Genomic DNA, 25511 nt, shown 5'->3' on the forward strand with positions numbered 1-25511 from the left:
CTGTCAAACAAAAAACAACAATAGGAGCCAACATCTATTCATACCATTTCTTTCTCAAATTGTTTTCCTTTAAAATGTTTCAGTAGTTATGTAATTAAATTCCATTAACCTATATAAATAACTAGTCCAAAAAATATCTATATGCATATCATGTTATAGTAAAGAATTTAGGAGATCCTAAAAGGAGGCATTTTCATGTTTGAAGATAAATCTAAAATAAATTACCCATATGAATTTACTGAAACTACAACAGTTCCTCTAAAGAACCCCATTGACAAAAAATTCAAGAACGGCACAGGTACACATAACTTCCCAATTAAGAAGCACTATAAAGAGCAAGTTCTATACACTGAAAAAATTAATAATAATAAAAATAAGTAATTGTATAGATCCTTATGACAATTGGCTAAATAAGAAGCAACATTTGGCCATGCATAGTTATTTAGTTAGTAATGATACAATTCATGCACCTTTTAAAAAGTGCTGTATACAGCGCTTTTTTATACATAGATAAATTTAAGTTAACGCAACCAAGAAATACACTACAAAATTACTCCACCATATTCTCGTTTACAATTAAATCTACATATGAAAAGGGAGCAACAGTAAATGTTGCTCCCTTTTCATATGTAATCTATTCACTCTACATAACCCTCTTAAACATCTTCTCCAACTCATAAGTAGAATGATGCACAAGAATTGGTCTTCCGTGCGGGCATGTGTACGGGTTTGTTGTTGTACGTAGTTCTTCCAGTAAAGCAAATATTTGATCGTTCGTTAAATATTGATTCGCTTTAATGGATGCTTTACAGCTCATCATGATGGCTGCTTCTTCACGTAACTTTTTAATATCAACTTTTTTTAGTTTAACAACTTGCTCCATCATTTCATCGATGATTTCTGTTTCTTGTCCTTTCGGGAACCATGTTGGATGCGAGCGGACGATAAAGGATTGATGGCCGAATTGTTCTAAAAATAGCCCGACTTTTTTTAGTTCTTCTAACTGCTCTTCGACACGTAAAAATTCAGTAAGAGATAGATCAATACGGTACGGTACAAGTAACTCTTGTACTTCTTGCGCTACTCTTCCTACTTTATCACGGAAGTATTCATAATTAATACGTTCCTGCGCGGCATGCTGGTCAATCATATATAATCCTTTATCATTTTGAGCGAAAATATATGTTCCATGCATTTGTCCAATTGGATAAAGCGGTGGTAAGTCATTCCCGTTCATCTCAATCTCTTTTATTTCCCGAACTTCTTCTTCTAATTCCTCTAGTTCAAAGTCCTCTTCATTACTGTCCCACGATTTCTCTTCTTGAATTGGCTCTTCGATTATCGGTTTAGTGGATGGTTGCCAACTTTGTTCTTCTCTCACGAGCGACTGTGGTGGTTGCCATTCTTGCTTCGGTGGTTGCCAAAGCTGCGCAGGCTGTTTCACAGCCTGCGGTTCTTCTTGTTTTGCATCCATGCCAGTCGGTAAAACGATGTCCGGCATAGATGGTTCTTTCGGCTTCGCATGCTCAAACTGGAACTGTTCTTGCACACTTTCGTCTTTTTCTTTTTTCTTCGTTGTTACACCTGCATCTGGAATAAGCTGTATTTTTTTAAATGCAGCTTGCAATGTTTCTTCGATCAGCTTTAGCAATTCTTGTTCTTTACTAAAACGAACTTCTAATTTCGCTGGATGTACGTTAACGTCAACTAGCATTGGATCCATTTCAATCGATAAGAAACCAATTGGATACCGGCCAACTGGCAGTAATGTATGGTATCCTTGCTGAATTGCTTTCATTAATACAAAGTTTCGAACGTAACGACCATTTACAATCGTTGACATATAATTACGAGATGCTCTCGTTACTTCTGGTAATGTTACATAGCCTTTAATTGTAAAGTCTAAAGATTCTGCTTCAATTGGAACAAGCTTCTTCGCAACTTGAATACTGTAAATCGATGCAAGTACTTGTCTTACATCACCGTTACCTGACGTATGAAGCAATTTCTTTTCATTATGAAATAGTTTTAACGATACCTCTGGATGTGACATTGCAATACGATACACGATATCTGTAATATTTCCGAGCTCTGTATGAATGGTTTTCATATATTTAAGACGTGCTGGTGTATTAAAGAATAAGTTTTGTACTGTAATATCTGTTCCTTTTCGGCTCGCAGTCTTCTCTTGCTTTATAATGTCTCCACCTTTAATAATAAGGTGTGTACCAGGCGCATCACCTGTGCTAGTAATTAACTCTAATTCACTAACTGAGGCAATACTTGGCAATGCCTCACCGCGGAAACCGAGTGTTCTTATGCGGAACAGATCGTTTTCATCTTTAATTTTACTCGTTGCATGGCGTTCAAAAGCGACGATACAGTCTTCTTCTGCAATACCATCACCATTATCAATGATACGAATTTTCGATAACCCAGCTTCTTCTAAGTGGATTTCAATAGATGTACTATTCGCATCGATAGAATTTTCCACAAGTTCTTTTACGACTGAAGCAGGGCGCTCTACTACTTCCCCTGCCGCAATTAAGTTAGAGAGTTGGTCATCGAGTTTGCGAATTTTCCCCATCTACTTACTCATCCTTTCTTTAACTTTTTCTGTAAGCGATACAATTCGTTCATCGCTTCTAAAGGTGTCATATCAAGTAAATCGATTTTTTTAATTTGCGCCAGTACTGCCGTTTCTTTTTGATCTAGCAGAGGCTTTTCTTGTTTCTTCGAAGACTGTTCTCCTCCAAAGAAAGATAGTTGCGATTCTTCTTCAGTCTCTACTTTCGTTTCCTGTATTTCTGCTATTTCTTCTTTTACAACTACAGGTTCTGGAGCAGCTTCTTTTACTTTCACTTCTACTCGCTTTGGAATAATAATTTCTTCCTGTCCTTCTAGCTGTGCTAACACTTCTTTCGCACGAGCGATTAAGCTATCTGGAAGCTCCGCAAGTTGCGCAACGTGAATTCCGTAACTTTTATCAGCTGCTCCATCTTGAATTTTATGAAGGAATACTACTTTTCCATTCTCTTCAATTGCTGAAACGTGTACATTTTTCAGTTGATCTAAACTCTCTTCTAACACCGTCAATTCGTGATAATGCGTAGAGAATAACGTTTTTGCACCAATTTGGTCATGAATATGTTCAATAATCGCTTGTGCAAGTGCCATACCATCATACGTAGATGTACCGCGTCCAATTTCATCGAATAAAATTAAACTTCTTTCTGATGCGTTTGCAATTGCATTTTTCGCTTCTAACATTTCGACCATAAATGTACTTTGACCTGAAATTAAATCATCCGCTGCACCAATTCTCGTAAAGATTTGGTCAAATACAGGTAATACTGCTTCTGTTGCTGGTACGAAACAACCGATTTGCGACATAACCGTTACAAGTGCTAATTGTCTCATATACGTACTTTTACCAGACATGTTCGGCCCTGTAATTAAAAAGACATCCATATTCTCTGGCATAATACAATCATTCGGTACATACAATTTCCCGTTCAATACTTTTTCAACAACAGGATGACGACCATCTTTAATAAAGATTTCGCGCTTCGTTGTCAGTACAGGTTTTACAAACTGTTCTTCTTCACTAACTGTCGCAAAACTTTGCAGTACGTCTAATTCACTAATTACTTTCGCTAAATGTTGTAATTTCGGAATAAATACTTTTACTTCTTCACGAAGTGCTGTAAATAAATCGTATTCTAGCTGTACAATTTTTTCTTCAGCTTCTAAGATTAACGTTTCTTTTTCTTTCAGTTCATCTGTAATGAAACGTTCAGCATTAGCAAGCGTCTGTTTACGCTCATAGCGACCTTCTGGAAGTGCTGCAAGATTCGCTTTCGTTACTTCAATGTAGTAACCGAAAATACGGTTGTATCCGATTTTTAACGATTTAATTCCGGTAATATCACGTTCTCTTTTTTCAAGCTCAGCAATCCACGTTTTCCCGTTTTTACTAACGTAACGATATTGATCAAGCTTGTCATTATAACCATCTTTAATAATATCTCCATCTTTAATCGAAAGCGGTGGGTTTTCTTGAATACTTCTTCCTAGTAATTCTGTTAAGCTTTCACATGGATCTGCACCTTGAATTAATCTCGATGCATAAGCGTTATCTAACAAACTAATTGCTTCTAAAATAGCTGGTACTTGAAGCAATGAACGTCTTAATTGTAATAAGTCTCTTGCATTTACGTTACCAAATGCAACTTTTCCTGCTAAGCGTTCTAAATCATATACTTCTTTTAACTTTTCCTTTAAATCTTCACGTAAGAAGTAATCATTTACAAACGTTTCAACCATTTCTAAACGCTCTTCAATTCTTTCTTTTTGTATAAGTGGACGTTCCATCCACTGTTTTAACATACGACCACCCATAGCTGTTTTCGTCTTGTCCAATAACCATAATAGTGATCCTGTTTTTTCTTTCGTTCGAAGTGTTTCTGTCAGTTCTAAATTTCGCTTTGAATGTACATCAATTTTCATAAATTGATTCGTATAATAAATTTCTACTGGTTGCAAATGATCTAAAGAACGTTTTTGCGTTCTTATTACATAGTTAAATAAACGTCCAACTGCTTTAATTAATTTTGCTTGTGAAACATTTTTCACAAGATGTTCTAATCCTTCCGGAATTGCCGTTGCATCTTCATACGAAATCGTCATTTTCAATGTTTCAGTTAACTTGTTTAGTTCATCTTTAGAAAATGAAGAATCAACAACAATTTCTTTCGAACCAGTTGCATACACTTCTAATAAAATATCTTCTACTGAACCAGTCAATAACGTTACTGTATTTTGTCCAGTCGTTAAGTCGTTACAAGCTAATGCATATGATCCATCTTCAAAATGTGTTAATGCGGCTAAGAAGTTATTTTCTTTCTCATCAATTGTACGCCCTTCCATCATCGTTCCTGGCGTAATTAATTGTACTACTTCACGACGTACTACACCTTTAGCTGTTTTCGGATCTTCTACTTGCTCACAAACAGCTACTTTATATCCTTTTTCAACAAGTTGTTCAATATAGTTTTTAGCCGCATGATACGGTACACCGCACATTGGTATACGTTCACTACTACCGCCATCTCGGCTCGTTAATGTAATTTCAAGTTCATGAGCTGCTTTTACAGCATCCTCAAAGAACATTTCATAAAAATCGCCTAAGCGAAAAAATAAAAAGGCATCTTGATAATCTGCCTTAACCTTTAAATATTGCTGTATCATAGGCGTATATTGAGTCATACTTTTCCTCCATAATTCTTACATGATAATCTATTTTCATATATGTCGCATTTCACGGACACTCTTATCTCCTATTTCAGGAGTCTTTCTTCATTATAACATATTTCATAAAGAATCATGTTCATTCAGCCCCACTTATGTAAAGTAAAAAGCTAGGAAGAACTTCTCCCTAGCTTTCTATTACTCTTCTTCTGCATCAACTATAAAGTTCGGATCTAATTCTTCAAATTCATCATCAGCAATTTGGAAATCATCATCTGATTCTACGCAGCCTTCAGGATTTACACTTACACAAATTTTCGTTTCTCCAACTACTTCTGTTACAAATTCACGTTCTACAGTTACAACAATTTTATTACCATTTGGTGATACAAGTGCTTCTAAACAATTTGGCGGCTGAATAACACGAGCAATAATTTCTAAATCGTCACCAGAAAAGTTTTTATCACGATAACCAATACTTACTTCGTCCGTGTAGTTCACACGTTCTGTTACAACTTCAGTCTTTGTATTTCCATCAAATGAATACCAAGTGTTCACATCATAGAAACCTTCAATTTCCACATGTTTTCCATTCTTTCTTGCTTCGTACGAGTGGTTAATTACCCAGCACCCTAAAATACTTGTTGGCTCATTATTCGATTCACATGTATGCGTTGACTTTGTATACTTACGTCCTTTTCCAACCACTGCTTTTGTAATAATCTCTCTAAATTCGGACATTCGTAACCCTCCTCAATCACTATTCACTTAATCATATGCGTGACAATAGCGGAATGTGTCATTCTTTTTTTGAGAAGAACTTACGTTTAATCCACAAAAAAAAAAGAGATGTCAATATGACATCTCTTTAACAACCACAATTTCCTTTTTTACTTTCTACCGCTGCGCCAGTTTCACCCTTTAGTACATCGCCACCAGTTGAAATTAATATTTCATCTGTTACGTTGTTAGAAATTGTACTAGCAACTAACTGTAATAAGTCATTTACGTATGTTTGTGAAGATTTAAATTGTTGTACGACTGGAATACTGTCTAACTTATCTTGCAATGCATCAATTTCAGCTTCTACCTTTTTTAAAGCTTCCCATTTCCCGTAATGTTGCAAGTTTACTGCTTGTTTTTGCAGTGCTTTAATTTCATCGATTGCGCGCTTTACATTTTCATTTTTATGAATTTGCGCCTCTGCTTTCTTAAAAAAATCAACTTCTTCTGTTTCAGAAATCATTTTTGCTAATTCTTTCGCTTGTTCAACAATGTCATCTTTCGAATATACTTTCATCTATTATTTCACCTCAATCGGCTCTTCAACTAATTCCCCGTTAAGAGACCAAGTTTTTGCTTCCGTTATTTTCACTTTCACAAGCTGACCAATTAAAGATTTTGAAGCGACGAAGTTTACAAGTTTATTCGTACGAGTATAACCTGCAAGTACTTCCGGATTATTTTTACTTTCCCCATCAACTAACACTTCTACAATTTGACCTTTGTAACGACTATTCTTTTCAATTGCCAACGTATTTACTAGTGTATTTAAGCGCTGAAGACGTTCTTTCTTTACTTGCATCGGTACATTATCTTTCATTTTTGCAGCTGGTGTACCTTCGCGAGGAGAATAAATGAATGTAAAGGCAGTATCAAACCCTACTTCACGATATAACGACATCGTTTCTTCAAATTGCTCATCTGTTTCATTTGGAAAACCAACGATAATATCTGTTGTTAATACTACATCTGGAATTGCTTCTTTAATTTTTCTTACAAGTTCTAAATAATGCTCACGCGAATATTTACGTGCCATAATTTTCAGCATATCTGTACTTCCAGATTGAACTGGTAAATGGATATGTTCTACTAGGTTGCCACCTTTTCCAAGCACTTCAATTAAGTGATCATCGAAATCACGTGGATGGCTCGTTGTAAAACGAATACGGGCAATATCAACTTTACGAAGTTCGTCCATTAAATCGCCAAGACCGTATTCTATATCTTCAAAGTCTTTACCATATGCATTTACGTTTTGTCCAAGTAAAGTAATTTCTTTATAACCATTTGCAGCTAAATGACGAATCTCTTGGATAATATCTTCTGGACGTCTACTTCGCTCTTTTCCGCGTGTATACGGTACAATACAATACGTACAGAATTTATCACAGCCATACATAATATTTACCCACGCTTTAATATCACCACGACGTACTTTCGGAAGGTTTTCAATTACGTCACCTTCTTTTGACCAAACTTCAACTACCGTCTCTTTCGAGAACATCGCATCTTTTAGAATATACGGTAGTCTATGAATATTATGTGTTCCAAATACCATATCTACATGCTGATTTTTTTGCATAATTTTATTTACAACAGATTCCTCTTGAGACATACAACCACATACACCAATTAAAAGGTCTGGATTTCTTCGTTTGAGTGACTTTAAATGGCCTAGCTCACCAAACACCTTATTTTCAGCATTTTCACGAATTGCACAAGTGTTTAATAAAACTACATCTGCATCCTCAGTTGAAAAAGTTGGTTCATATCCAAGTGCTGTGAAAATACCTGCCATTACTTCCGTATCATGCTCATTCATTTGACAACCATATGTACGAATATAGAACTTTCTTCCTGTACCAAAATTGCGAAACTCTTCAGGTAAGCCAAAATCCCGTTCAATTTTAACTTCTTCTTTCCCACGCTTTTTCGCATCCTTTAAGGAAGGTGGTTGATATACACTTTCAAAGTATTTACTATAATCTTTCTCTTCTTTTTTCGTAGAGGAATTTGCTTGTTGACTTGCTAATCGTTGTTGCTCGTTCATCGGTAATCTCCTTTCACCCTTAACTATACACACTCTATAGTCCATTTTAATGCGCTTAGACTCACCTCAAAAATGGTTAGATAGCTGGAGAGATAACTTGTCCTTTGAAACTTGAGTAATCAATCTAATCATTCATAAGAATGAAGTCTTCCCCACGCAAATAGACATTCCCTTTTTATCATTTCTTGTTGTCCTACCCAAAAGCATATTGCTTTATCCCTATAAACATTACCATAGTATGACGTGTTTCGCCAATCTTAACAATACAAAGGCCTTTTATTACCTTACATTTCATAAGCAATGAACTTGCCATTTTCATACAACGATTTATATATTATTTTATCATTCTGAATTTTCTAAGTAAATAAGGCTACCCTATATTTTTGTACATAAAAAAAGGTTGCCAAATCGGCAACCTTTTTTTCTTACATTACATAAATTCAGCAACAAGCTCATCAAACATTTTCTGATCCATATTTAAATCAGATTTCACTAAAGGCTCTTCACTATAGCCTTTAACAAGTTCTTGATATGATGGTTGCTTAGTATTTTGATAAATTAACCCTGTTACTAAACCGTTATTTTCCATTAAAGTTTGCATAGCCATCATGCGATTAGATGGATCATATCCCTCTACTGTGCTTAGTTTCGTTAAGTTCTCTTTAAACCAATCGTAAGTATTTACTTTATTGTAAGTAACACATGGGCTAAATACGTTAATTAATGAAAATCCTTTATGGTTAATACCAGCTTCAATAATTTGTGTTAATTCTTTTAAATCACTCGAAAAGCTTTGCGCCACAAATGTCGCACCAGCTGTTAAGGCCATTTCCATTACATTTAGTGATGGTTCAATTGAACCTTGTGGTGTGCTTTTCGTTTTAAATCCAGCTTCACTACGTGGTGAAGTTTGCCCTTTTGTTAATCCATAAATTTGGTTATCCATTACGATGTACGTAATGTCGATATTACGACGAATAGAATGGATTGTATGTCCCATACCAATCGCAAATCCATCACCGTCACCACCTGAAGCGATAACTGTTAAATCACGATTTGCCATTTTCACACCTTGTGCAATCGGAAGGGCACGACCATGAATACTATGCACACCATATGAATTAATATAACCTGAAATACGGCCTGAACAGCCGATACCAGAAATAACAGCAAGTTCATCTGGATTTAGGCCAACGTTAGCTGCCGCACGTTGAATTGCAGCTTGCACTGAGAAGTCTCCGCAACCTGGGCACCAGTTTGGCTTTACACTGTTACGAAAGTCCTTAAATGTTGCCATTTAATACAACCCCTTTTTTGCATTCGTTGTAAATCTCTTTCGGCAAGAATGGGTTTCCATCATATTTTAAAAGACTAGAAATTTTCTCACCATTACCAAGATTCATTTTCATAATGTTAGCAAGCTGACCTGTTGCATTGTTTTCTACTACTACAACACGCTTCGCCTTTTTCACAAGTGGATCGATTTCAGCTGTTGGGAACGGGTGAATTAAACGCACATGAGCATGGTTTACTTTCATACCCTCTTGTTCTAAACGCGTCATTGCCTCTTCGATCGCACCACGAGTTGAGTTAAATCCAACAAGCAATACGTCTGCTTCTTCATGCTTAACATTTTTATAAACAGGGGTATTAAACTTCAAGTTCTCCATTTTACGGAAACGTTTGTCCATTTGATCTTTACGGTTTATTGCTGATTCCGATGGTTTTCCAGTTTCATCATGTTCTACACCTGTAACATGGTGAACACCATTTTTCATACCAGGTAAAACACGTGGTGAAACGCCGTCTTCTGTTACTTCATAACGCTTGAAGTATGCTTTATTTTCACGTTCTGGTAATTCTGCTTCTAAATCAAGCTTACCACGACGAATTTCCACTTTATCTAATTTAAGTGGTTCTACTGTTTGTTTTCCTAACGAAAGCTGTAAATCTGTTAAGAAAATAACAGGAACTTGATATTCTTCAGATAAGTTAAATGCTTCTACAATGTCATAGAAAGCTTCTTCAACTGTACTTGGCGCCATTACGATTTTTGGAATTTCACCATGCGTACCGTAAATCATCGCCATTAAGTCAGACTGTTCTTGTTTCGTTGGTAATCCTGTACTTGGGCCGCCACGTTGTGTATCAACAATTACTAATGGGGTTTCTGTAATACCTGCTAAACCGATTGCTTCCATCATTAATGAAAGACCAGGACCAGCAGATGCCGTTAATGTACGAACACCAGCATAGTTTGCACCGATTGCCATTGTACAAGCTGCGATTTCATCCTCAGTTTGGATTACTGTTCCGCCGACTTTCGGTAATTTTTTAATTAAGTATTCCATAATTTCTGATGCAGGTGTGATTGGGTATGCTGACATAAAACGAGCACCACCAGCTACCGCACCAAATGCGATTGCATCGTTTCCAATCATAAACATGCGTTTTTTACCATCAGCTTTTTCAAGCTGCATCATGTTTACTTTCTCACCTAGTAATTCTTTCATATATTGAGAGCCGCGTTTAATTGCGTCCATATTCTTTTGAACGACTTGCTCTCCTTTACGACCAAAGATTTCTTCAACAACATCTAAATAAGCTGTTTCATCTAATCCTAATACTGCACTTGATGCTCCAACAGCAACCATGTTTTTCATTAATGATGTGCCTAATTCTGAAGCAATATCTGTAAACGGTATCACATATAGATTTACATCTGTATTGTCAGGTATTGTTGGATTAAATTTCGCATCCGCAACTACAATTCCACCTGGACGTAGTTCGTGGAAATTAAAATCAATTGTTTCTTGGTCAAAAGCAATTAAAATATCTAAATCATCTGAGATCGCTCGTACTTCTGTTGTACTTACACGAATTTTATTATTTGTATGGCCGCCTTTTATACGTGATGAGAAGTGGCGGTAACCGTATAGGTAATATCCTAATCGGTTTAATGCAATACAGAAGATTTCTCCTGTACTTTCAATTCCTTCACCTTGTTGGCCTCCAACTTTCCATGAAAGTTGACTAATCATCTCCTACACCCCTTTTGGCTGCATTCATTGTAGTGTATTTTTTTACAGTAATAGTTTAGCATTTTTTATGCAAATAAACTACAACGGACGCAAATTATGCCTCTTCTGATTTCCCTGAATCTTTAGTATAAAGCTATTTTGTTTTTCATTCTAGTATTAGGTCTTAAAAAAAGCAATAAAATCAAATGAATTAATTTTAATTTTTCTGAATTTTAAATCGGAATTTAAAAACTCATATGTTCTACAAAATTATCATATAAAAATCGTTCTACAGTAGATGCAGCATAGTGTTTACAAAGCTCATTCATTACATTTTCATAATCTCGATACGCTGATACATTTACAACTGTTTCTAAAATCCCATCAAAATCGGAACCAAATCCTATATTGCGCTCTCCACCTAATGAACAAATATATTCGATATGTCTTACTATATCTGCTACATTCGCTTGTTTTTCATTTGTTAGAAACTGCGGTACAAAAGTGACACCAATCATGCCATTTCGCTTTATAAGAGCTTTAAGTTGTTCATCGTTTAAATTACGTGGGTGCTCGCAAAGTTTCATACAATTTGAGTGGGAAGCAATAGGATTTTTTGCAATCTCTATAACATCCCAAAAACTTCTTTCATTCAAATGAGACACATCAGTCCATACATGTAACGCATTCAGTTCTTGTACAACATGTTTACCAAAAGTCGTTAAACCCGCCCCACGTGTCTCTAGCGCACCATCAGCTAAGAGATTGGCATAATTCCATGTTAGTCCAAAAGAACGTACTCCTAGGCGATACAACAACCGTAATTTCATTGCATCTTTTCCAATTGCTTCGCATCCTTCTATTGTTAATATCGCTCCAATCTCGTCCTGTTTTAATATGTTAATATCATCTTTTGTCTGAATAAACTTCACACCTTGTAGGGATAAAATTTCATTATAAAAAATATCTACCATTTGTAATGCTACTTCAAATCGGTTTTCATATGCCACTGTTTCTGGTACATATATAGCAAAACATTGTATACTTCCTTTTCTTCTCTTTAACTGTTCAAATGTAATATGTAATTGTGAATCATCTTTAAAATTCCTTTTCCCTTGTGCACTCCATAACTGAAGAAGCACGTCACAATGAGCATCAAAAATTTTCATTTTCATTCCTCCATTATAAAAACAACCTGTTTGCATACTGCAAACAGGTTGTTTAAACTTAACGAGGTTCTACAATTAATTTTATTGCTGTACGCTCTTCGCCATCAATCATAATATCTGTAAACGCTGGGATACAAATCAGGTCCAAACCACTAGGCGCTACAAATCCTCTTGCGATTGCTACTGCCTTTACAGCTTGGTTCAATGCACCTGCACCAATAGCTTGAATTTCTGCTGTTCCGCGTTCGCGAATAACACCTGCAAGTGCACCAGCTACAGAATTAGGGACCGACGTTGCTTTAACTTTTAATATTTCCATTCCGCGTTTCCTCCTCGTTTCTTTAAAAAGTATTAGCAATTATTTCACTTTAACTTATATTCACGAGGAATGGCGCGTATTCCTGCTAAATTTTCGTAATTTTTCTAAAAAATTAAAATATAATAACTTATCTAAAATTTAACGAAAATTTACTCAAAAAATGGTTGATCATCATTAATTAAAATACGTTCAATTTTCTTTGCTTTTCCTGTATTTGGATCCACATCAATTAACACTGCACTTAATTGCGTTCTACCATTTGTTACTTCAAATCGTACTGGTAAGTTTGTTAAAAACTTCTTCAATACTGCTTCTCTGTCCATACCTAATATTCCGTCATACGGCCCTGTCATCCCAACATCTGTAATGTATGCCGTTCCGCTTGGTAAAATACGGTTATCCGCTGTAGGGACATGCGTATGCGTACCTACTACTGCTGTAGCACGTCCATCTACATACCAACCTAGCGCTTGTTTTTCACTTGTAGTCTCCGCATGGAAATCAACAAATATAATATTCGTACGTTTTTTCGCAATATTAATTAATTCATCCACTTTACGGAATGGACAATCAATTGGAGGAAGGAAAGTACGTCCTTGTAAATTAATAACTGCAACTTCTGTTCCATTACAGTTCACAAAGATAAGTCCTTTTCCTGGAGTTCCTTCTGGGAAGTTAGCTGGTCTTGCAAGATATTTTGCATCATCGATGAATTCAAATACTTCACGATTATCCCAAGCGTGGTTTCCAAGTGTAACTGCCTGCGCCCCACACTCTAAAAAGTTTCGATATATTTTTTCTGTAATCCCACGCCCACCTGCTGCATTTTCTCCATTAATGATTGTTACTGTAGGTGTATATTTTTTCTTTAATGCCGGTACGTATTGTTGAATCATACCTCTACCAGGAGATCCTACTACATCCCCAACAAATAATATTCTCATATGTCTTACCCTTTCTATGTACTGCATTTTTTATTGCTTTAGCATCAAGTAAATTCCTTATAATATCTTTATTATAAGTTTGTTTCACTTTTATGCTATATAGCTAACTGTCTTTATTTTATCCAATTCCAACACAAAAAAATAAAGTGGTGTTTCACCACTTTATTTTGCGTATTCCACTGCACGTGTTTCACGAATAACAGTTACTTTAATATGTCCTGGGTAATCCAGTTCATTTTCAATACGTTTTCGGATATCACGAGCTAAACGATGAGCTTCTAAGTCATCGATTGTATCTGGTTTTACCAAAATACGAACTTCACGTCCTGCTTGAATTGCAAATGATTTTTCAACGCCTTCATAAGACTCTGAAATCTCTTCTAACTTTTCAAGACGACGAATATAGTTTTCAAGTGTTTCACTACGAGCTCCCGGTCTTGCAGCTGATAAAGCATCTGCTGCTGCAACTAAAACTGCAATGATAGAAGTTGGTTCTGTGTCACCATGGTGAGATGCAATACTGTTTATAACTACAGGATGCTCTTTATATTTCGTTGCAAGTTCAACACCAATTTCAACGTGGCTTCCTTCTACTTCATGGTCAATCGCTTTTCCGATATCATGTAATAGACCTGCACGTCTTGCTAGTTTTTCATCCTCGCCAAGCTCTGCCGCCATAAGTCCAGTTAAATATGCAACTTCCATAGAGTGTTTTAAGACGTTTTGACCATAACTTGTACGGTATTTTAAACGACCTAAAATTTTAATTAAATCTGGATGTAATCCGTGAACACCTACTTCAAACGTTGTTTGCTCTCCGACTTCGCGAATATACTCGTCCACTTCACGTCTTGATTTTTCGACCATCTCTTCAATACGCGCTGGGTGAATACGTCCGTCCTGTACTAGTTTATCAAGAGCGATACGAGCTGTTTCACGACGAATTGGGTCGAATCCAGAAAGGATTACCGCCTCTGGTGTATCATCGATAATTAAGTCAATACCCGTTAACGTTTCTAACGTACGAATATTACGACCTTCACGCCCGATAATACGTCCCTTCATTTCGTCATTTGGAAGATTTACAACCGAAACGGTTGTTTCAGCAACATGATCAGCTGCACATCTTTGCATTGCAAGAGATAAAATCTCTTTTGCTTTCTTATCCGCTTCTTCTTTCGCGCGAACTTCACTTTCTTTTACCATAACAGCGATTTCATGAGAAACTTCACTTTCTACTTTACCAAGAATAATTGCTTTCGCTTGTTCGCGTGTCAGATTGGAAATGCGCTCTAATTCTGTTTGTTGCTTTTGAACTAACTCTCCCACTTTGCTTTCCAACTCTTCAATCTGTTGTTGTCTCGCTACAAGAGATTCCTCTTTCTTCTCTAACTGTTGCTCGCGTTTATCGAGCGTTTCGTCTTTACGATCAAGGTTCTCTTCTTTTTGCATTAAACGATTTTCTTGTTTTTGTAATTCGCTTCTACGGTCACGAATTTCTAATTCAGCTTCTGTACGAAGTGTATGAATTTCATCCTTTGCTTCTAAAAGCGCTTCTTTCTTAAGTGCTTCAGCATCACGATTCGCTTCGTCTAAAATACGTCTCGCTTCATTAGCTGCACCATTAATCTTCGCTTCAGCAATAGACTTTCGAACAAAAAAGCCAACAACTGCACCGACTGTTGCAAGCAAAATGGAGATGAGTATCCAAACTGTACTCGTCATGATTTCACCTCCCCTTGCTATGAATGAAAAAAGACTGTCGGCATGTACATTGAATTACAACATACAGCAAAGACCGTCGTCCCGCTTTTTTAAGGGACTTTCTTCATTTCACAATTAAAATGTCATATTATTATTTCGGTAAGATTTAAACCTTACTCCGAATATTACTTCTCTTCTTGAGAAGAGTATATTGTATATAAGAAAAAATATACATTCTCATTGTATCTATCGTAATTTTCATTGTCAAGCGTTGTCTACTTTTACTTTCTTTACCTTCAGCCTTGAATGTGACCTAAATTTAAAAAGTAAGGAGCCTACTATACTGGAAAACCTTAGTAATTCCCATTTCTTTTCCTTAAAATATTTAAATATCCTTCTTTACACAACCCATTTGAAGTAAAAAAATATTTTTATCTATAGTATTATGCTCCTTAATAGTAGATAAAAAAATAAAAGACACGAGGCCGTGTCTTTTATTTTTTTAATCAAGAAGAGTTGAATCTTCTGCGCCCTCAGCACCAGAATCTTCACTAATTCCGTGATGCTCACGAATAAAGAAGGCAATTTCTTCTCTTAAATCTGTATTTTCTTTTAAGAACTGCTTCGAATTTTCACGACCTTGTCCTAGGCGTTCGTCATTATAAGAATACCAAGCACCGCTCTTTTGAACAATATCAAGCTCAGAAGCCATATCCAAGATTTCACCTTCTCTTGAAATACCTTCTCCGTACATAATATCAACTTCCGCAACACGGAATGGTGGTGCTACTTTATTTTTCACTACTTTTACTTTTGTTTTATTACCAACGATGTCGTTACCTTGCTTTAATTGCTCCGCACGACGCACTTCAAGACGAACAGTTGAATAGAATTTCAACGCACGACCACCTGGAGTTGTTTCTGGCACTATCTATAGATTTTCCATCTCTATAGTCTGGACTATCTCTTCATCTCTTTACAGAGAGCCTTGCACTTCCAGCAGTAGCCTATCATCTGCCGTACCCTACTCAGTTAACTAAAAGTCCTTTTCGGTAGTCTCTACACCTTCCCCATATCACTATGGAGCTTGGCACGGTATTACCCTAAATAATGGTGGGCTTCACCGTTAGCAACTATATGGATAGTTACACCCTTAGGCAATAAGGTTCACAAGGTTTTTTAACATGCTATCACTAGCAAGGGAAACCCATGGTAAACTCCTTAATCTTTTGTAAGACTTTTTCTTTATTTGCTAACTCTTCTTCATGTATAACAAGATATTTATAGCAGCCCTCTTCCATAAATAAAAGTTTTCTTTTATCCCGTTCTTTTATCTTTTTGAGTGAGTGTGCCCATTTCCCATGGACATCTAAACAATATTTTCTACCTAAGTAGAAATCAATAGACCACTTATCGATTCTTTTTTGCTTAATGAACGCCAGATCTAAACTTAACAACATCTGTTCAACCTGTTGTTCCAGTAAAGTATCATAATTTTTCTTTCTGACCTTTACATTAAGCTCTTTTCTCCTCTTAGCAACACATGTATCGGATACGCCATACTTAATAGCAATTTCAACATGTGATAAATATGGATTTTTCAATTCTTGTTCAACTTCTGCGGTTTTAGGCAAGTAAATCTTTCTATGTCTGGTTCTTTTAATTCCGAGTAACTTTAATATTTCACCTACTCGCCTTTCATCAAGATTAATTTCTTTACCTATATCTTTCAATTTTCTATCCGCATGTTTCACAATAAAATCCACTTGCCATTGTTCTATGTTTCGATAAGTTCTATTTCCAATTGTCACTGCCACTTTAATCTCTCCCTATAAGAAATCCCTTATAAAGACTTAGTCGAAGAAGACAAATAAAGACTCAAGTACATCACTTTGATTAAGCAACTTGTAGTTGATTTCCGAACATAACCCCAACTTTTTCACGAATTTGGTTAATAAAGATTGCAATTGTTTTTGATTTGTTGATTGCTCCTGAAAGCTTACGAAGTGCTTGTGACATTAAACGTGCTTGTAAACCTACGTGTGAGTCACCCATATCGCCTTCAATCTCTGCTTTCGGTACAAGAGCTGCTACAGAGTCAATTACGATAATGTCAACCGCACCACTTCGTACAAGTGCTTCCGCGATTTCCAATCCTTGCTCCCCTGTATCAGGCTGTGATAATAGTAATTCATCTATGTTAACGCCTAATTTTTGTGCATATACAGGATCCATTGCGTGCTCCGCATCAATGAATGCTGCTTGTCCACCTTGACGTTGTACTTCTGCAATTGCATGTAATGAAACTGTCGTTTTACCTGAACTTTCAGGTCCGTAAATTTCGATAATACGGCCACGTGGATATCCGCCTACTCCTAGTGCCACATCAAGTGCTAAAGAACCACTAGAAACCGTAGAAACTCTACGCTCCGCTTGTTCTCCTAATTTCATGATTGAACCTTTACCGAATTGCTTCTCTATTTGTTTTAACGCCATATCTAACGCTGCTTGACGATCACTCATTCAAAATTCCTCCTTAACTGAATTGCTAATCTTATTATACCTATTTTCAATTCAATTTGCCAACAAAAATCGAACATTTATTCGATTTTTTTATTTTCTATCAAATAATATCTAAATTTAACCGTAAAAAAACTAGAAGAAACTTATATCTCTTCTAGCTTTTTATATAAATGATAAAATCCATATTTTACTGTTCGTTCTCTAATTTGTTGACGACTTCCGCTTAAATTAAGAGGAAAGACTACAGTTGGCTCATCCTTAATCGAAAGCCCAACAAATACTGTTCCTGGTTCTTTCTGTTCTGAAGCATCTGGCCCTGCTACCCCAGTGAAACTAATTCCGATATCCGCTTTTAATACATCCTTAACATTTTCAGCAAGATAACGAGCACATTCTTTACTAACTGCACCATCAGTATGCAATACTTCTTCAGGCACACGTAAAACATGTTGCTTCACATCATTATGATAACAAATGACACCGCCTTTAAATACAGAAGAAACACCAGCGTTTTCAGTTACTTGATTTCCAAAAAGACCACCTGTTAAACTTTCTGCACACGCTAAAGTTAACCCTTTTCTCTTCAATAACTCGATTGCCTTATAATGCAAAAATTCTTGGTCATATCCGTAGAAAAATTCTCCTACTCTTTCTAAAATCAAATCTTCCACATGTTGAATTAGTTTCTCCGCTTCGCTAACATTTTGATGCTTAGCGGTTAAACGTAATGTCACTTCTCCATCATTTGCTAACGGGGCAATTGTTGGGTTTGTTTGTCCATCAATTAAATCTTGCACTTTCACCTCTAATTGGGACTCCCCAATACCGAAGAAACGAAGCACACGAGAATAAATGTTTTCTCCTGTTGTAAAATTACGTAAAAAAGGCTCTACGTAACTTACATACATTGGTTTCATTTCTTTTGGCGGCCCTGGTAATAAAACATAAACTTTTCCGTTCTTATTTACCCCCATACCAGGCGCCATACCGTGGTCATTTGCAAATACTGTTGCTCCATTTAAAACGAGCGCTTGCTTTTTATTATTCTCCGTAAATTCACGGCCTGTACGCTTAAAGTAATTACTTATTAAGGCTAATGCCTTTTCATCATACACAAGCTCTTCATCTAAACTAGCAGCTATCGTTTCTTTCGTTAAATCATCTTTTGTTGGTCCTAATCCACCTGTAAAAATAAGTATATCAGCACGTTCTTCCGCAGCTTCAATCGCCTTTTGCAATCGCTTATTATTATCACCAACAACAGTATGATAGTACACGTTAATTCCGATTGAAGCTAACTTTTCAGATAAAAACTGGGCATTTGTATTTGCAATTTGTCCAAGTAATAATTCAGTTCCAACCGCAATAATCTCAGCATTCATCCCAATTCCCCCATAAACTTCTATTTTGAGTTTACAAAAGCAGCTCTATTTTTCCAGAAATAATCCCATCCTGAAATAACAGTAAAGATTAATGCAATCCATATGAAGATATCTGCAACTGGAATATGGATTAAATTTAAAGGTACATCGTGTAATAAATATGCTGCAATTGCAATAATTTGTGTCCACGTCTTAATTTTCCCTAGCTGGTTTGCTGCAACTACTTCCCCTGTTCCAGCAAGTACAAGACGTAAACCTGTTACCGCAAACTCACGACTGATAATTACAATAACAATCCAAGCCGGTACATATTGCATCTCTACCAATGTAATAAGTGCTGCCGAAACAAGCAATTTATCAGCTAACGGGTCAAGAAACTTCCCTAAATTCGTTACAAGATTATACTTTCTTGCGTAATGTCCATCAATCCAATCTGTAGCTGAAGCAATGATAAAGATAAGTGCCCCCACTAAATGTTGAATTGGCAAATCAACATCACCAATTTTGTATGAACCCCAATCAAAGGGCGCTAACATAATTACCATAAAAATTGGAATTAAGAAGATTCTAGATATTGTAATTTTATTTGGTAAATTCACAGCTATTCCTCCATCATATCAAAAACATTTGTTCATCGAAAAAAAGTCATCGAAGCGATGACTGTTATTGTGCTGGTTGCTCTATCCCTTGGTTTTTAATCACCAATCTTTGGTGATATTCTTTTTGTGGATCTAACGGGAAAGCAAGCACTTGGCCATTCAGTTTAATTTCAACATTCGGTGCACTTCCAATATTAAGTCGTACTTCTTTTAATGTTGATACATCGCGTTTCTCTGTTTGACCGCTTTGTACTGTAGTATTTAGAATTTCGTTACCCGCATCATCCTTAACATCTACATAACTTGTACCCTTAGCTGAAATTTCCAGTTCTAATGTTTTATTATTATGAATTTCCAAAGTAGATACCTTTCCAGTTGTTCCAACTACTTTCACTTCTTGCTGTCCAGTTGGTTGTGCTGGTTGCTCCTCTTTCTTTGGTTCTTCTTTCTTTGGTTCCTCTTTTTTTGGCTCTTCCGCTTTCACTTCATCTTTCTTCGTATCTAACGGAGAATCTTTCGCTTTTTGAACTTCAATTTTCTCACTTTGAGCGCTTGGAACTTTTTCATCATCTTTTCCAGTTAACGCTTGAAACACAAACCAGATTACCACTCCAACTGCGATGACTAACAGCGCAACTAAGATTTTCGGCATGTGATCTGCAATTGGCCATGATGATGATTTTTGCATTGTTTCTTGTGTTTTTTGTCCCGTTGATACTTGTGGAACTTCACGCTTTTCAGATTGTGGTATCGTACTCTGATGTTCTACAAGCAGTTCCTCTCCATTTAATCCAACCGCATCTGCGTATTGTTTAATGAATGCACGCGCATAAAAAGCTCCTGGCAATACATCATAATTGCCTTCTTCAATTGCCACTAAATGGCGTTTTTGAATTTTTGTAATCTCATGCAGCTGATCAATAGACAAGCCTTTCGCTTCTCTTGTTTCTTTCAGCTTTTGTCCCAATTCCGTCACTACTAACACCTCAATATTTCTTTAAAAGTCAAACATAGAGAAATTATTTTGCGTACCTTGCTCAATTTCATCTACTAAATTATATTGTATTTCTTCATCATAATCGTTACGCAACTCGATAATATAATCAAAATCATCCAATGTGTATTCTGACTGACTCACAAATACATCAGGATGTTCCACAACTTTCGTTGCAGGCAATCTCATAATTTCACGAACGAGCTGCCAATGTCTTTCGTTAGCACGCTTCGTTGACACAATTCCATCTAGGATGAAAATATTGTCATCGCTATACTCATCTTCAATTAATTGACTGCGAACAGTTTGCTTAATAAGAGTAGATGATACAAATAACCACCTTTTATTTGCACAAACACTTGCAGCAACAATGGATTCTGTTTTTCCGACACGAGGCATTCCGCGTATCCCAATTAGTTTATGGCCTTCTTTTTTCATGATTTCTGCCATAAAGTCTACAAGTAAGCCTAATTCATTACGCACAAATCGAAATGTTTTCTTATCATCTGCATCTCGTTGTATGTACCTACCATGCCTAACCGCTAGCTTATCTCTTAGCTTGGGCGGACGATATTTCGTTACCGTTATGTTATCCATCGTATTTAAAATTGATTCAAGTCTAGAGATTTGCTCTTGATTATCACACATAAGAAGTAACCCACGTCGTGCATTATCTACACCATTAATTGTGACAATATTAATGCCGAGCATACCGATTAACGAAGAAACGTCACCAAGCAAGCCAGGTCGGTTTTTATGTATTTCATATTCAAAATACCATTCAATCATCCAAGATCACTCCCCTTGCTTACTTTACACCTACGTACTATATTATATGATTTCACCCTAATAGGGAAGCTAAATGTATAATCTATCCTGTGTAATTATTATACAAAAAAAGTAGAGAGGAGAATCTCCTCTCTACTTTTACTTATGTTGTACAAACTTAACCATTAAATTTGCAATTGTATGTTGCTCCTGTTCATCAGCAACTTTCCAAAGCTCAGCTAATAATTTCTCTTGGTCATTGCGTCCTTCTACTTCATTAGCAAGATAGTCGCCAACACGAAATGCCATATCTGATACCGCACCGCCATCTAAACCTTTGTCTTGCGCTTGCTCTAAACGTTCTCCTAAAAAGCTCTTCCACTGATCAAAATTATCTAATACTGACATAATTAAGCACCTCACTATTGAGTAATAAAATCATCCTTAATTTGTGCAACTATTCATTTTTTATGTAAGAATTTTTTAGCAGTGCCAACCGCCATTCACTCCGATAATTTGTCCAGTTATGTAAGACGCTCCTGGTGATACGAGAAATGAAACTGTTTTCGCTACTTCTTCTGGTAATCCTATTCTACCTAATGGTATATCTTCAGCAATTCCCATTTTATCTTCTTCAGAAAAAACACTTAACATTTCCGTTTCAATTGCTCCTGGTGCTACTGCATTCACACGTAATCCACTTAAAGAAACTTCTTTCGCTAAAGCTTTCACATATGAATTTTGCGCCCCTTTTACCATTGAATAAAGTACTTCACAAGAAGCCCCTATTTGTCCCCATATAGATGAAACAATTACAATATTACCACTTCTTCTCCCGATCATAGGCGGAAGTGCCATAGAAAGTAATTTATATACGTTCTTCACTTGAAGTTCTACCATATAATCCAATTCATCGTTTGTTACATCTGTTACTAGTCCAAAAATACTCTTCCCAGCTGCGTATACAATAACATCAATAGGATGTTCAATTTGTCCCCACAATTGCTCTGCTCCATCACTAGAAGCTAAATTAGCTTGAACAGGGATAACTTCTCCCCATGCCTTCTGCAATTCCAATACCTTTTCTTCACTGTTATTGTAATGAACATAAACTGTATATCCATCTTGAATTAATTGTTTCGAAATAGCAGAGCCAATTCCTCCGCTCCCTCCAGTTACTAACGCATACTTTTTCATAAAGTCCCTCTCTTATCTCTACAAGTTCAATTTTCACACAACTAAATAATACCCTCATCTTACAATTTTTCAATGATAAGATGAGGGTATCTTTTTAATTTTATTTTTTCGGTAACACCTGACAAATACTCATTTTTTCTTCTGATAACAATAATTTCGCTACTTCTTGTAAGTCTTGAACGGTTAGTCCTTCTAATACAGTCAATGCGTCAAATAGGCTAGATTCATTAAACGCGTATCGTGTAAATTGATTTGCAATATATTCTGGTGAATTCAACGAGCGTAAAAAACCACCAATTTTCTTTTTCTTCACTCGTTCTAATGCCGCCGCATCTAATTGATCATAATCTGTTTTTAATAAAATATCTTTTAAACGATTTGCCAATTCATCAGGTTGTTTCGTATCACCGCCAACCATTGCAAAACCGAAGTTATTTTCTTCTGTATAGTCATACGAGAATGAATCATCAATAAGTCCTTCATTATATAAAGCTTCGTAATGAACAGAACTTTTTCCAAATAAATAATCTAAAAGTAACGTAAGCGCAATTTCTTGTTTTAAAAGCGCTTGCCCCTTTTCTTTTAAATTAGTCGCTTTAATACCAACTAAACATTTCGGTGTTTGCACAGGCATTGAAATAATTTTTTTCTTTTCATTTACCTCATGTGGTTCTTCTTCAAATGAACGCACAATTTCTGGCTGGTTTTTATAATCTTTTTTCGCTTGATTTTCACGTACTAAATCCATTGTTTTCTCTGGATCAATTGCACCCACAACAAATAATAACATATTGCTCGGATGATAAAATGTTTCATAACATTCATATAATAAATCTTTCGTAATTTTACTAATAGATTCGATTGTCCCCGCAATATCAATTTTAATTGGGTGTTTTACAAATAAGCTATCAATTAACCCAAAGTACAAACGCCAATCTGGGTTATCTTGATACATTTGAATTTCTTGCCCAATAATCCCCTTCTCTTTTTCAACCGTTTTTTCAGAGAAATAGGGCTCTTGTACGAAGTTTAGCAATGTATTTAAATTTTGTTCTACGTTTGAAGTACCTGAAAAAAGGTAAGCTGTTCGTGTAAAGGATGTAAAAGCATTTGCCGATGCTCCTTGTTTACTAAACAATTGGAAAGCATCGTGATCTTCTTTTTCAAATAATTTATGCTCAAGAAAATGTGCAATCCCATCTGGCACACGAATCATTTCTTCTTTCCCTAATGGTACAAATGTATTATCTACAGAACCATATTTCGTCGTAAACGTCGCAAATGTTTTATTAAATCCTTGTTTCGGTAAAACATATACATCTAATCCATTAGGAAGTTTTTCATAATAGAGTGTTTCTTTTAATTGCTCATAAACAATTTTCTCCATTTACTCTCCCTCCGTTCCTTGTAAAAAGTAAATTGTATCTAGTTCAATATTTTTAGCAACTTTTACAATTTCTTCTTTTGTCACACTTTCTATACCTGTAAGCCATTCTTCAACTGGACGTGTACGATCTGAAATAATACCATGATATAGCATTTCTACAAAGCCACGTGGTGTATCAATTGCCTCTAATATTTGATTTTGGATGACACTTTTTGTTTGATGTATTTCTTCTTCAGAAAACTCTCCGTTTTGCATCGCAAGCATTTGTTCTTTAATAATCTCAACTGCTTTTTCATAATTTTTCGCTTCAATTCCTGACATAACAAATAATAAACCTTTATGACTTTCAAAGCGCGATGCTGCATAGTACGCTAAACTATTTTTTTCACGCACATTTACGAATAACTTCGAATGAGAAAAGCCACCAAACAATCCATTGAACAATTGCAATGCAAAATAATCTTCATCTTTATATGTGACAAATGTACGATAACCGATGTGTAATTTACTTTGTTTTAATTCTTGTTTTTCAACAACTTCTTTTTCTTCATTATTTCGTCTATGAAGGAGTACATTTCTTTCTCTCACTGGACGAGCTGAAATAGAAAAATACTTACTTACAAGATCAACGGCGTTTTCTGAAATATCACCAATAATATATAGATCCATTTCATCTTCCGCTAACACCTTTTGATAATATTGATACAGACTTTCATTTGTAATAGACATAACACTCTCTTTTTTTCCATTTGCACTTAAACGATACGGTTCTACTTTGCACATTTCTTCAATTAAACGCTCGTTTGCATAACGCATTTTATCGTCATAAGTAGCTTCAATTCTCTGTAACAGTGCTCTTTTTTCACTTTCTACGATAGAAGATAGGAAACCGTTGCCCTCCGTTGCTGGATGTAACACAATATCTGACAACATAGAAAGCGCTTTTTCAAATAACGGTGGTGCATCATGTAAGTAAACTTCATTTGCAATGTCTACATAAATGGAGATAATATGGTCTTCCCCTTTTTTACTTACATCTACCGCTAAAGAAGATCCGTATAATTCTTCTAAATATTGACGAAGACGAATTACAGAAGGTAATTTTTCTGTCGCACTTTGCAATACGTATGGCAATAAGGCACGCTCTGTCACCGTCTCCTCATTTAAAGGCGCTTTAAAACGAAATACAAAGGTATTCGTTTTATATTTATCAGTCGGAATAATATGTACGCGCAAACCATCTAACTCATGTAGTTGTTGTTCCATTAGTTTCATTTATAGCCCTCCTTTACGTATATAGGAATATTCCTCTTCAATATACAGTTTTTAGAAATAAAAAATCAACTTTTCTCCCTTATTATGCTTACATATGATTCTTTCTAAAAACTTTAATATGTAAGGAACATAGTAAAATTCCGTATT

Annotated in this window: 21 protein-coding genes and 2 pseudogenes; 1 reads left to right on the plus strand and 22 read right to left on the minus strand. The window is 35.9% G+C overall.

Annotated features, from left to right (window positions below; all coding sequences use genetic code 11):
* The first annotated feature begins 195 nt into the window (after window positions 1–195).
* A complete protein-coding gene (locus HFD78_RS22920; protein WP_000461138.1) occupies window positions 196–381 on the plus strand; it encodes a hypothetical protein in 186 nt (61 codons plus the stop codon).
* Window positions 382–643: 262 nt separating this feature from the next.
* Here the strand turns inward: HFD78_RS22920 and mutL are convergent, their stop codons facing one another.
* The 22 genes and pseudogenes from mutL to yfmF all read right to left on the minus strand — a co-directional run bounded on the left by mutL (window position 644) and on the right by yfmF (window position 25364).
* A complete protein-coding gene (gene mutL / locus HFD78_RS22925; RefSeq protein WP_000516463.1) occupies window positions 644–2587 on the minus strand; it encodes a DNA mismatch repair endonuclease MutL in 1944 nt (647 codons plus the stop codon).
* Window positions 2588–2595: 8 nt separating this feature from the next.
* Window positions 2596–5268, minus strand: a complete 2673-nt coding sequence (gene mutS / locus HFD78_RS22930; protein WP_000196025.1) for a DNA mismatch repair protein MutS — start codon at window positions 5266–5268, stop codon at window positions 2596–2598.
* Between the two features lie 180 nt (window positions 5269–5448).
* The gene (gene cotE / locus HFD78_RS22935; protein ID WP_001288799.1) at window positions 5449–5991 is read right to left on the minus strand and encodes an outer spore coat protein CotE; all 543 of its coding nucleotides are present in this window, start codon (window positions 5989–5991) and stop codon (window positions 5449–5451) included.
* A 127-nt stretch (window positions 5992–6118) separates the two neighbouring features.
* The gene (locus HFD78_RS22940) at window positions 6119–6550 is read right to left on the minus strand and encodes a YlbF/YmcA family competence regulator (RefSeq protein ID WP_000870461.1); all 432 of its coding nucleotides are present in this window, start codon (window positions 6548–6550) and stop codon (window positions 6119–6121) included.
* A 3-nt stretch (window positions 6551–6553) separates the two neighbouring features.
* Window positions 6554–8083 carry a tRNA (N6-isopentenyl adenosine(37)-C2)-methylthiotransferase MiaB gene (miaB, locus tag HFD78_RS22945; RefSeq protein WP_001005389.1) on the minus strand — a complete coding sequence of 510 codons (1530 nt, stop codon included), beginning with the start codon at window positions 8081–8083 and terminating at the stop codon, window positions 6554–6556.
* Window positions 8084–8513: 430 nt separating this feature from the next.
* Window positions 8514–9380 carry a 2-oxoacid:ferredoxin oxidoreductase subunit beta gene (locus tag HFD78_RS22950; protein WP_000190155.1) on the minus strand — a complete coding sequence of 289 codons (867 nt, stop codon included), beginning with the start codon at window positions 9378–9380 and terminating at the stop codon, window positions 8514–8516.
* Window positions 9367–11124, minus strand: coding sequence for a 2-oxoacid:acceptor oxidoreductase subunit alpha (locus tag HFD78_RS22955; protein ID WP_000625417.1), 1758 nt, complete (start codon window positions 11122–11124; stop codon window positions 9367–9369). Before HFD78_RS22955 ends, HFD78_RS22950 begins: the two co-directional genes overlap by 14 nt.
* Window positions 11125–11348: 224 nt before the next feature.
* Complete coding sequence (locus HFD78_RS22960; protein ID WP_000688043.1) at window positions 11349–12272, minus strand: dipeptidase; 924 nt, start codon at window positions 12270–12272, stop codon at window positions 11349–11351.
* Window positions 12273–12330: 58 nt separating this feature from the next.
* A complete protein-coding gene (gene spoVS / locus HFD78_RS22965; RefSeq protein WP_000404341.1) occupies window positions 12331–12591 on the minus strand; it encodes a stage V sporulation protein SpoVS in 261 nt (86 codons plus the stop codon).
* Window positions 12592–12740: 149 nt separating this feature from the next.
* Window positions 12741–13535 (minus strand): TIGR00282 family metallophosphoesterase, encoded by a 795-nt coding sequence (locus HFD78_RS22970; RefSeq protein WP_001221095.1) that lies wholly within the window; start codon window positions 13533–13535, stop codon window positions 12741–12743.
* A 162-nt stretch (window positions 13536–13697) separates the two neighbouring features.
* Window positions 13698–15260 (minus strand): ribonuclease Y, encoded by a 1563-nt coding sequence (rny, locus tag HFD78_RS22975; RefSeq protein WP_000204911.1) that lies wholly within the window; start codon window positions 15258–15260, stop codon window positions 13698–13700.
* A 481-nt stretch (window positions 15261–15741) separates the two neighbouring features.
* Window positions 15742–16164: pseudogene (locus HFD78_RS22980) on the minus strand (recombinase RecA family protein); the annotation flags it as partial.
* Window positions 16165–16432: 268 nt separating this feature from the next.
* A complete protein-coding gene (locus HFD78_RS22985; protein ID WP_000301532.1) occupies window positions 16433–17056 on the minus strand; it encodes a PDDEXK family nuclease in 624 nt (207 codons plus the stop codon).
* Window positions 17057–17153: 97 nt separating this feature from the next.
* Window positions 17154–17762: pseudogene (gene recA, locus HFD78_RS22990) on the minus strand (recombinase RecA); the annotation flags it as partial.
* Window positions 17763–17905: 143 nt separating this feature from the next.
* Window positions 17906–19144: a competence/damage-inducible protein A gene (locus HFD78_RS22995; RefSeq protein WP_000990693.1), complete on the minus strand. Its 1239-nt coding sequence runs from the start codon at window positions 19142–19144 to the stop codon at window positions 17906–17908.
* Window positions 19145–19164: 20 nt separating this feature from the next.
* Complete coding sequence (pgsA, locus tag HFD78_RS23000) at window positions 19165–19743, minus strand: CDP-diacylglycerol--glycerol-3-phosphate 3-phosphatidyltransferase (protein WP_001052967.1); 579 nt, start codon at window positions 19741–19743, stop codon at window positions 19165–19167.
* Window positions 19744–19807: 64 nt separating this feature from the next.
* A complete protein-coding gene (locus HFD78_RS23005) occupies window positions 19808–20719 on the minus strand; it encodes a helix-turn-helix domain-containing protein (protein WP_000137491.1) in 912 nt (303 codons plus the stop codon).
* Window positions 20720–20740: 21 nt separating this feature from the next.
* The gene (locus tag HFD78_RS23010; RefSeq protein ID WP_191968115.1) at window positions 20741–21526 is read right to left on the minus strand and encodes a DUF3388 domain-containing protein; all 786 of its coding nucleotides are present in this window, start codon (window positions 21524–21526) and stop codon (window positions 20741–20743) included.
* Between the two features lie 138 nt (window positions 21527–21664).
* Window positions 21665–21913 (minus strand): DUF3243 domain-containing protein, encoded by a 249-nt coding sequence (locus HFD78_RS23015; protein ID WP_000114450.1) that lies wholly within the window; start codon window positions 21911–21913, stop codon window positions 21665–21667.
* Between the two features lie 75 nt (window positions 21914–21988).
* Entirely contained in the window at window positions 21989–22702 is a 714-nt protein-coding gene (gene ymfI / locus HFD78_RS23020) for an elongation factor P 5-aminopentanone reductase (RefSeq protein ID WP_000759604.1), read from the minus strand.
* Between the two features lie 100 nt (window positions 22703–22802).
* Window positions 22803–24089, minus strand: a complete 1287-nt coding sequence (gene yfmH, locus HFD78_RS23025) for an EF-P 5-aminopentanol modification-associated protein YfmH (RefSeq protein ID WP_000411981.1) — start codon at window positions 24087–24089, stop codon at window positions 22803–22805.
* Complete coding sequence (gene yfmF, locus HFD78_RS23030; RefSeq protein ID WP_000772405.1) at window positions 24090–25364, minus strand: EF-P 5-aminopentanol modification-associated protein YfmF; 1275 nt, start codon at window positions 25362–25364, stop codon at window positions 24090–24092.
* Window positions 25365–25511: the final 147 nt, after the last annotated feature.

Source organism: Bacillus sp. EKM501B (genome assembly GCF_011800505.1).
GTDB classification, from domain to species: Bacteria; Bacillota; Bacilli; order Bacillales; family Bacillaceae_G; genus Bacillus_A; species Bacillus_A cereus.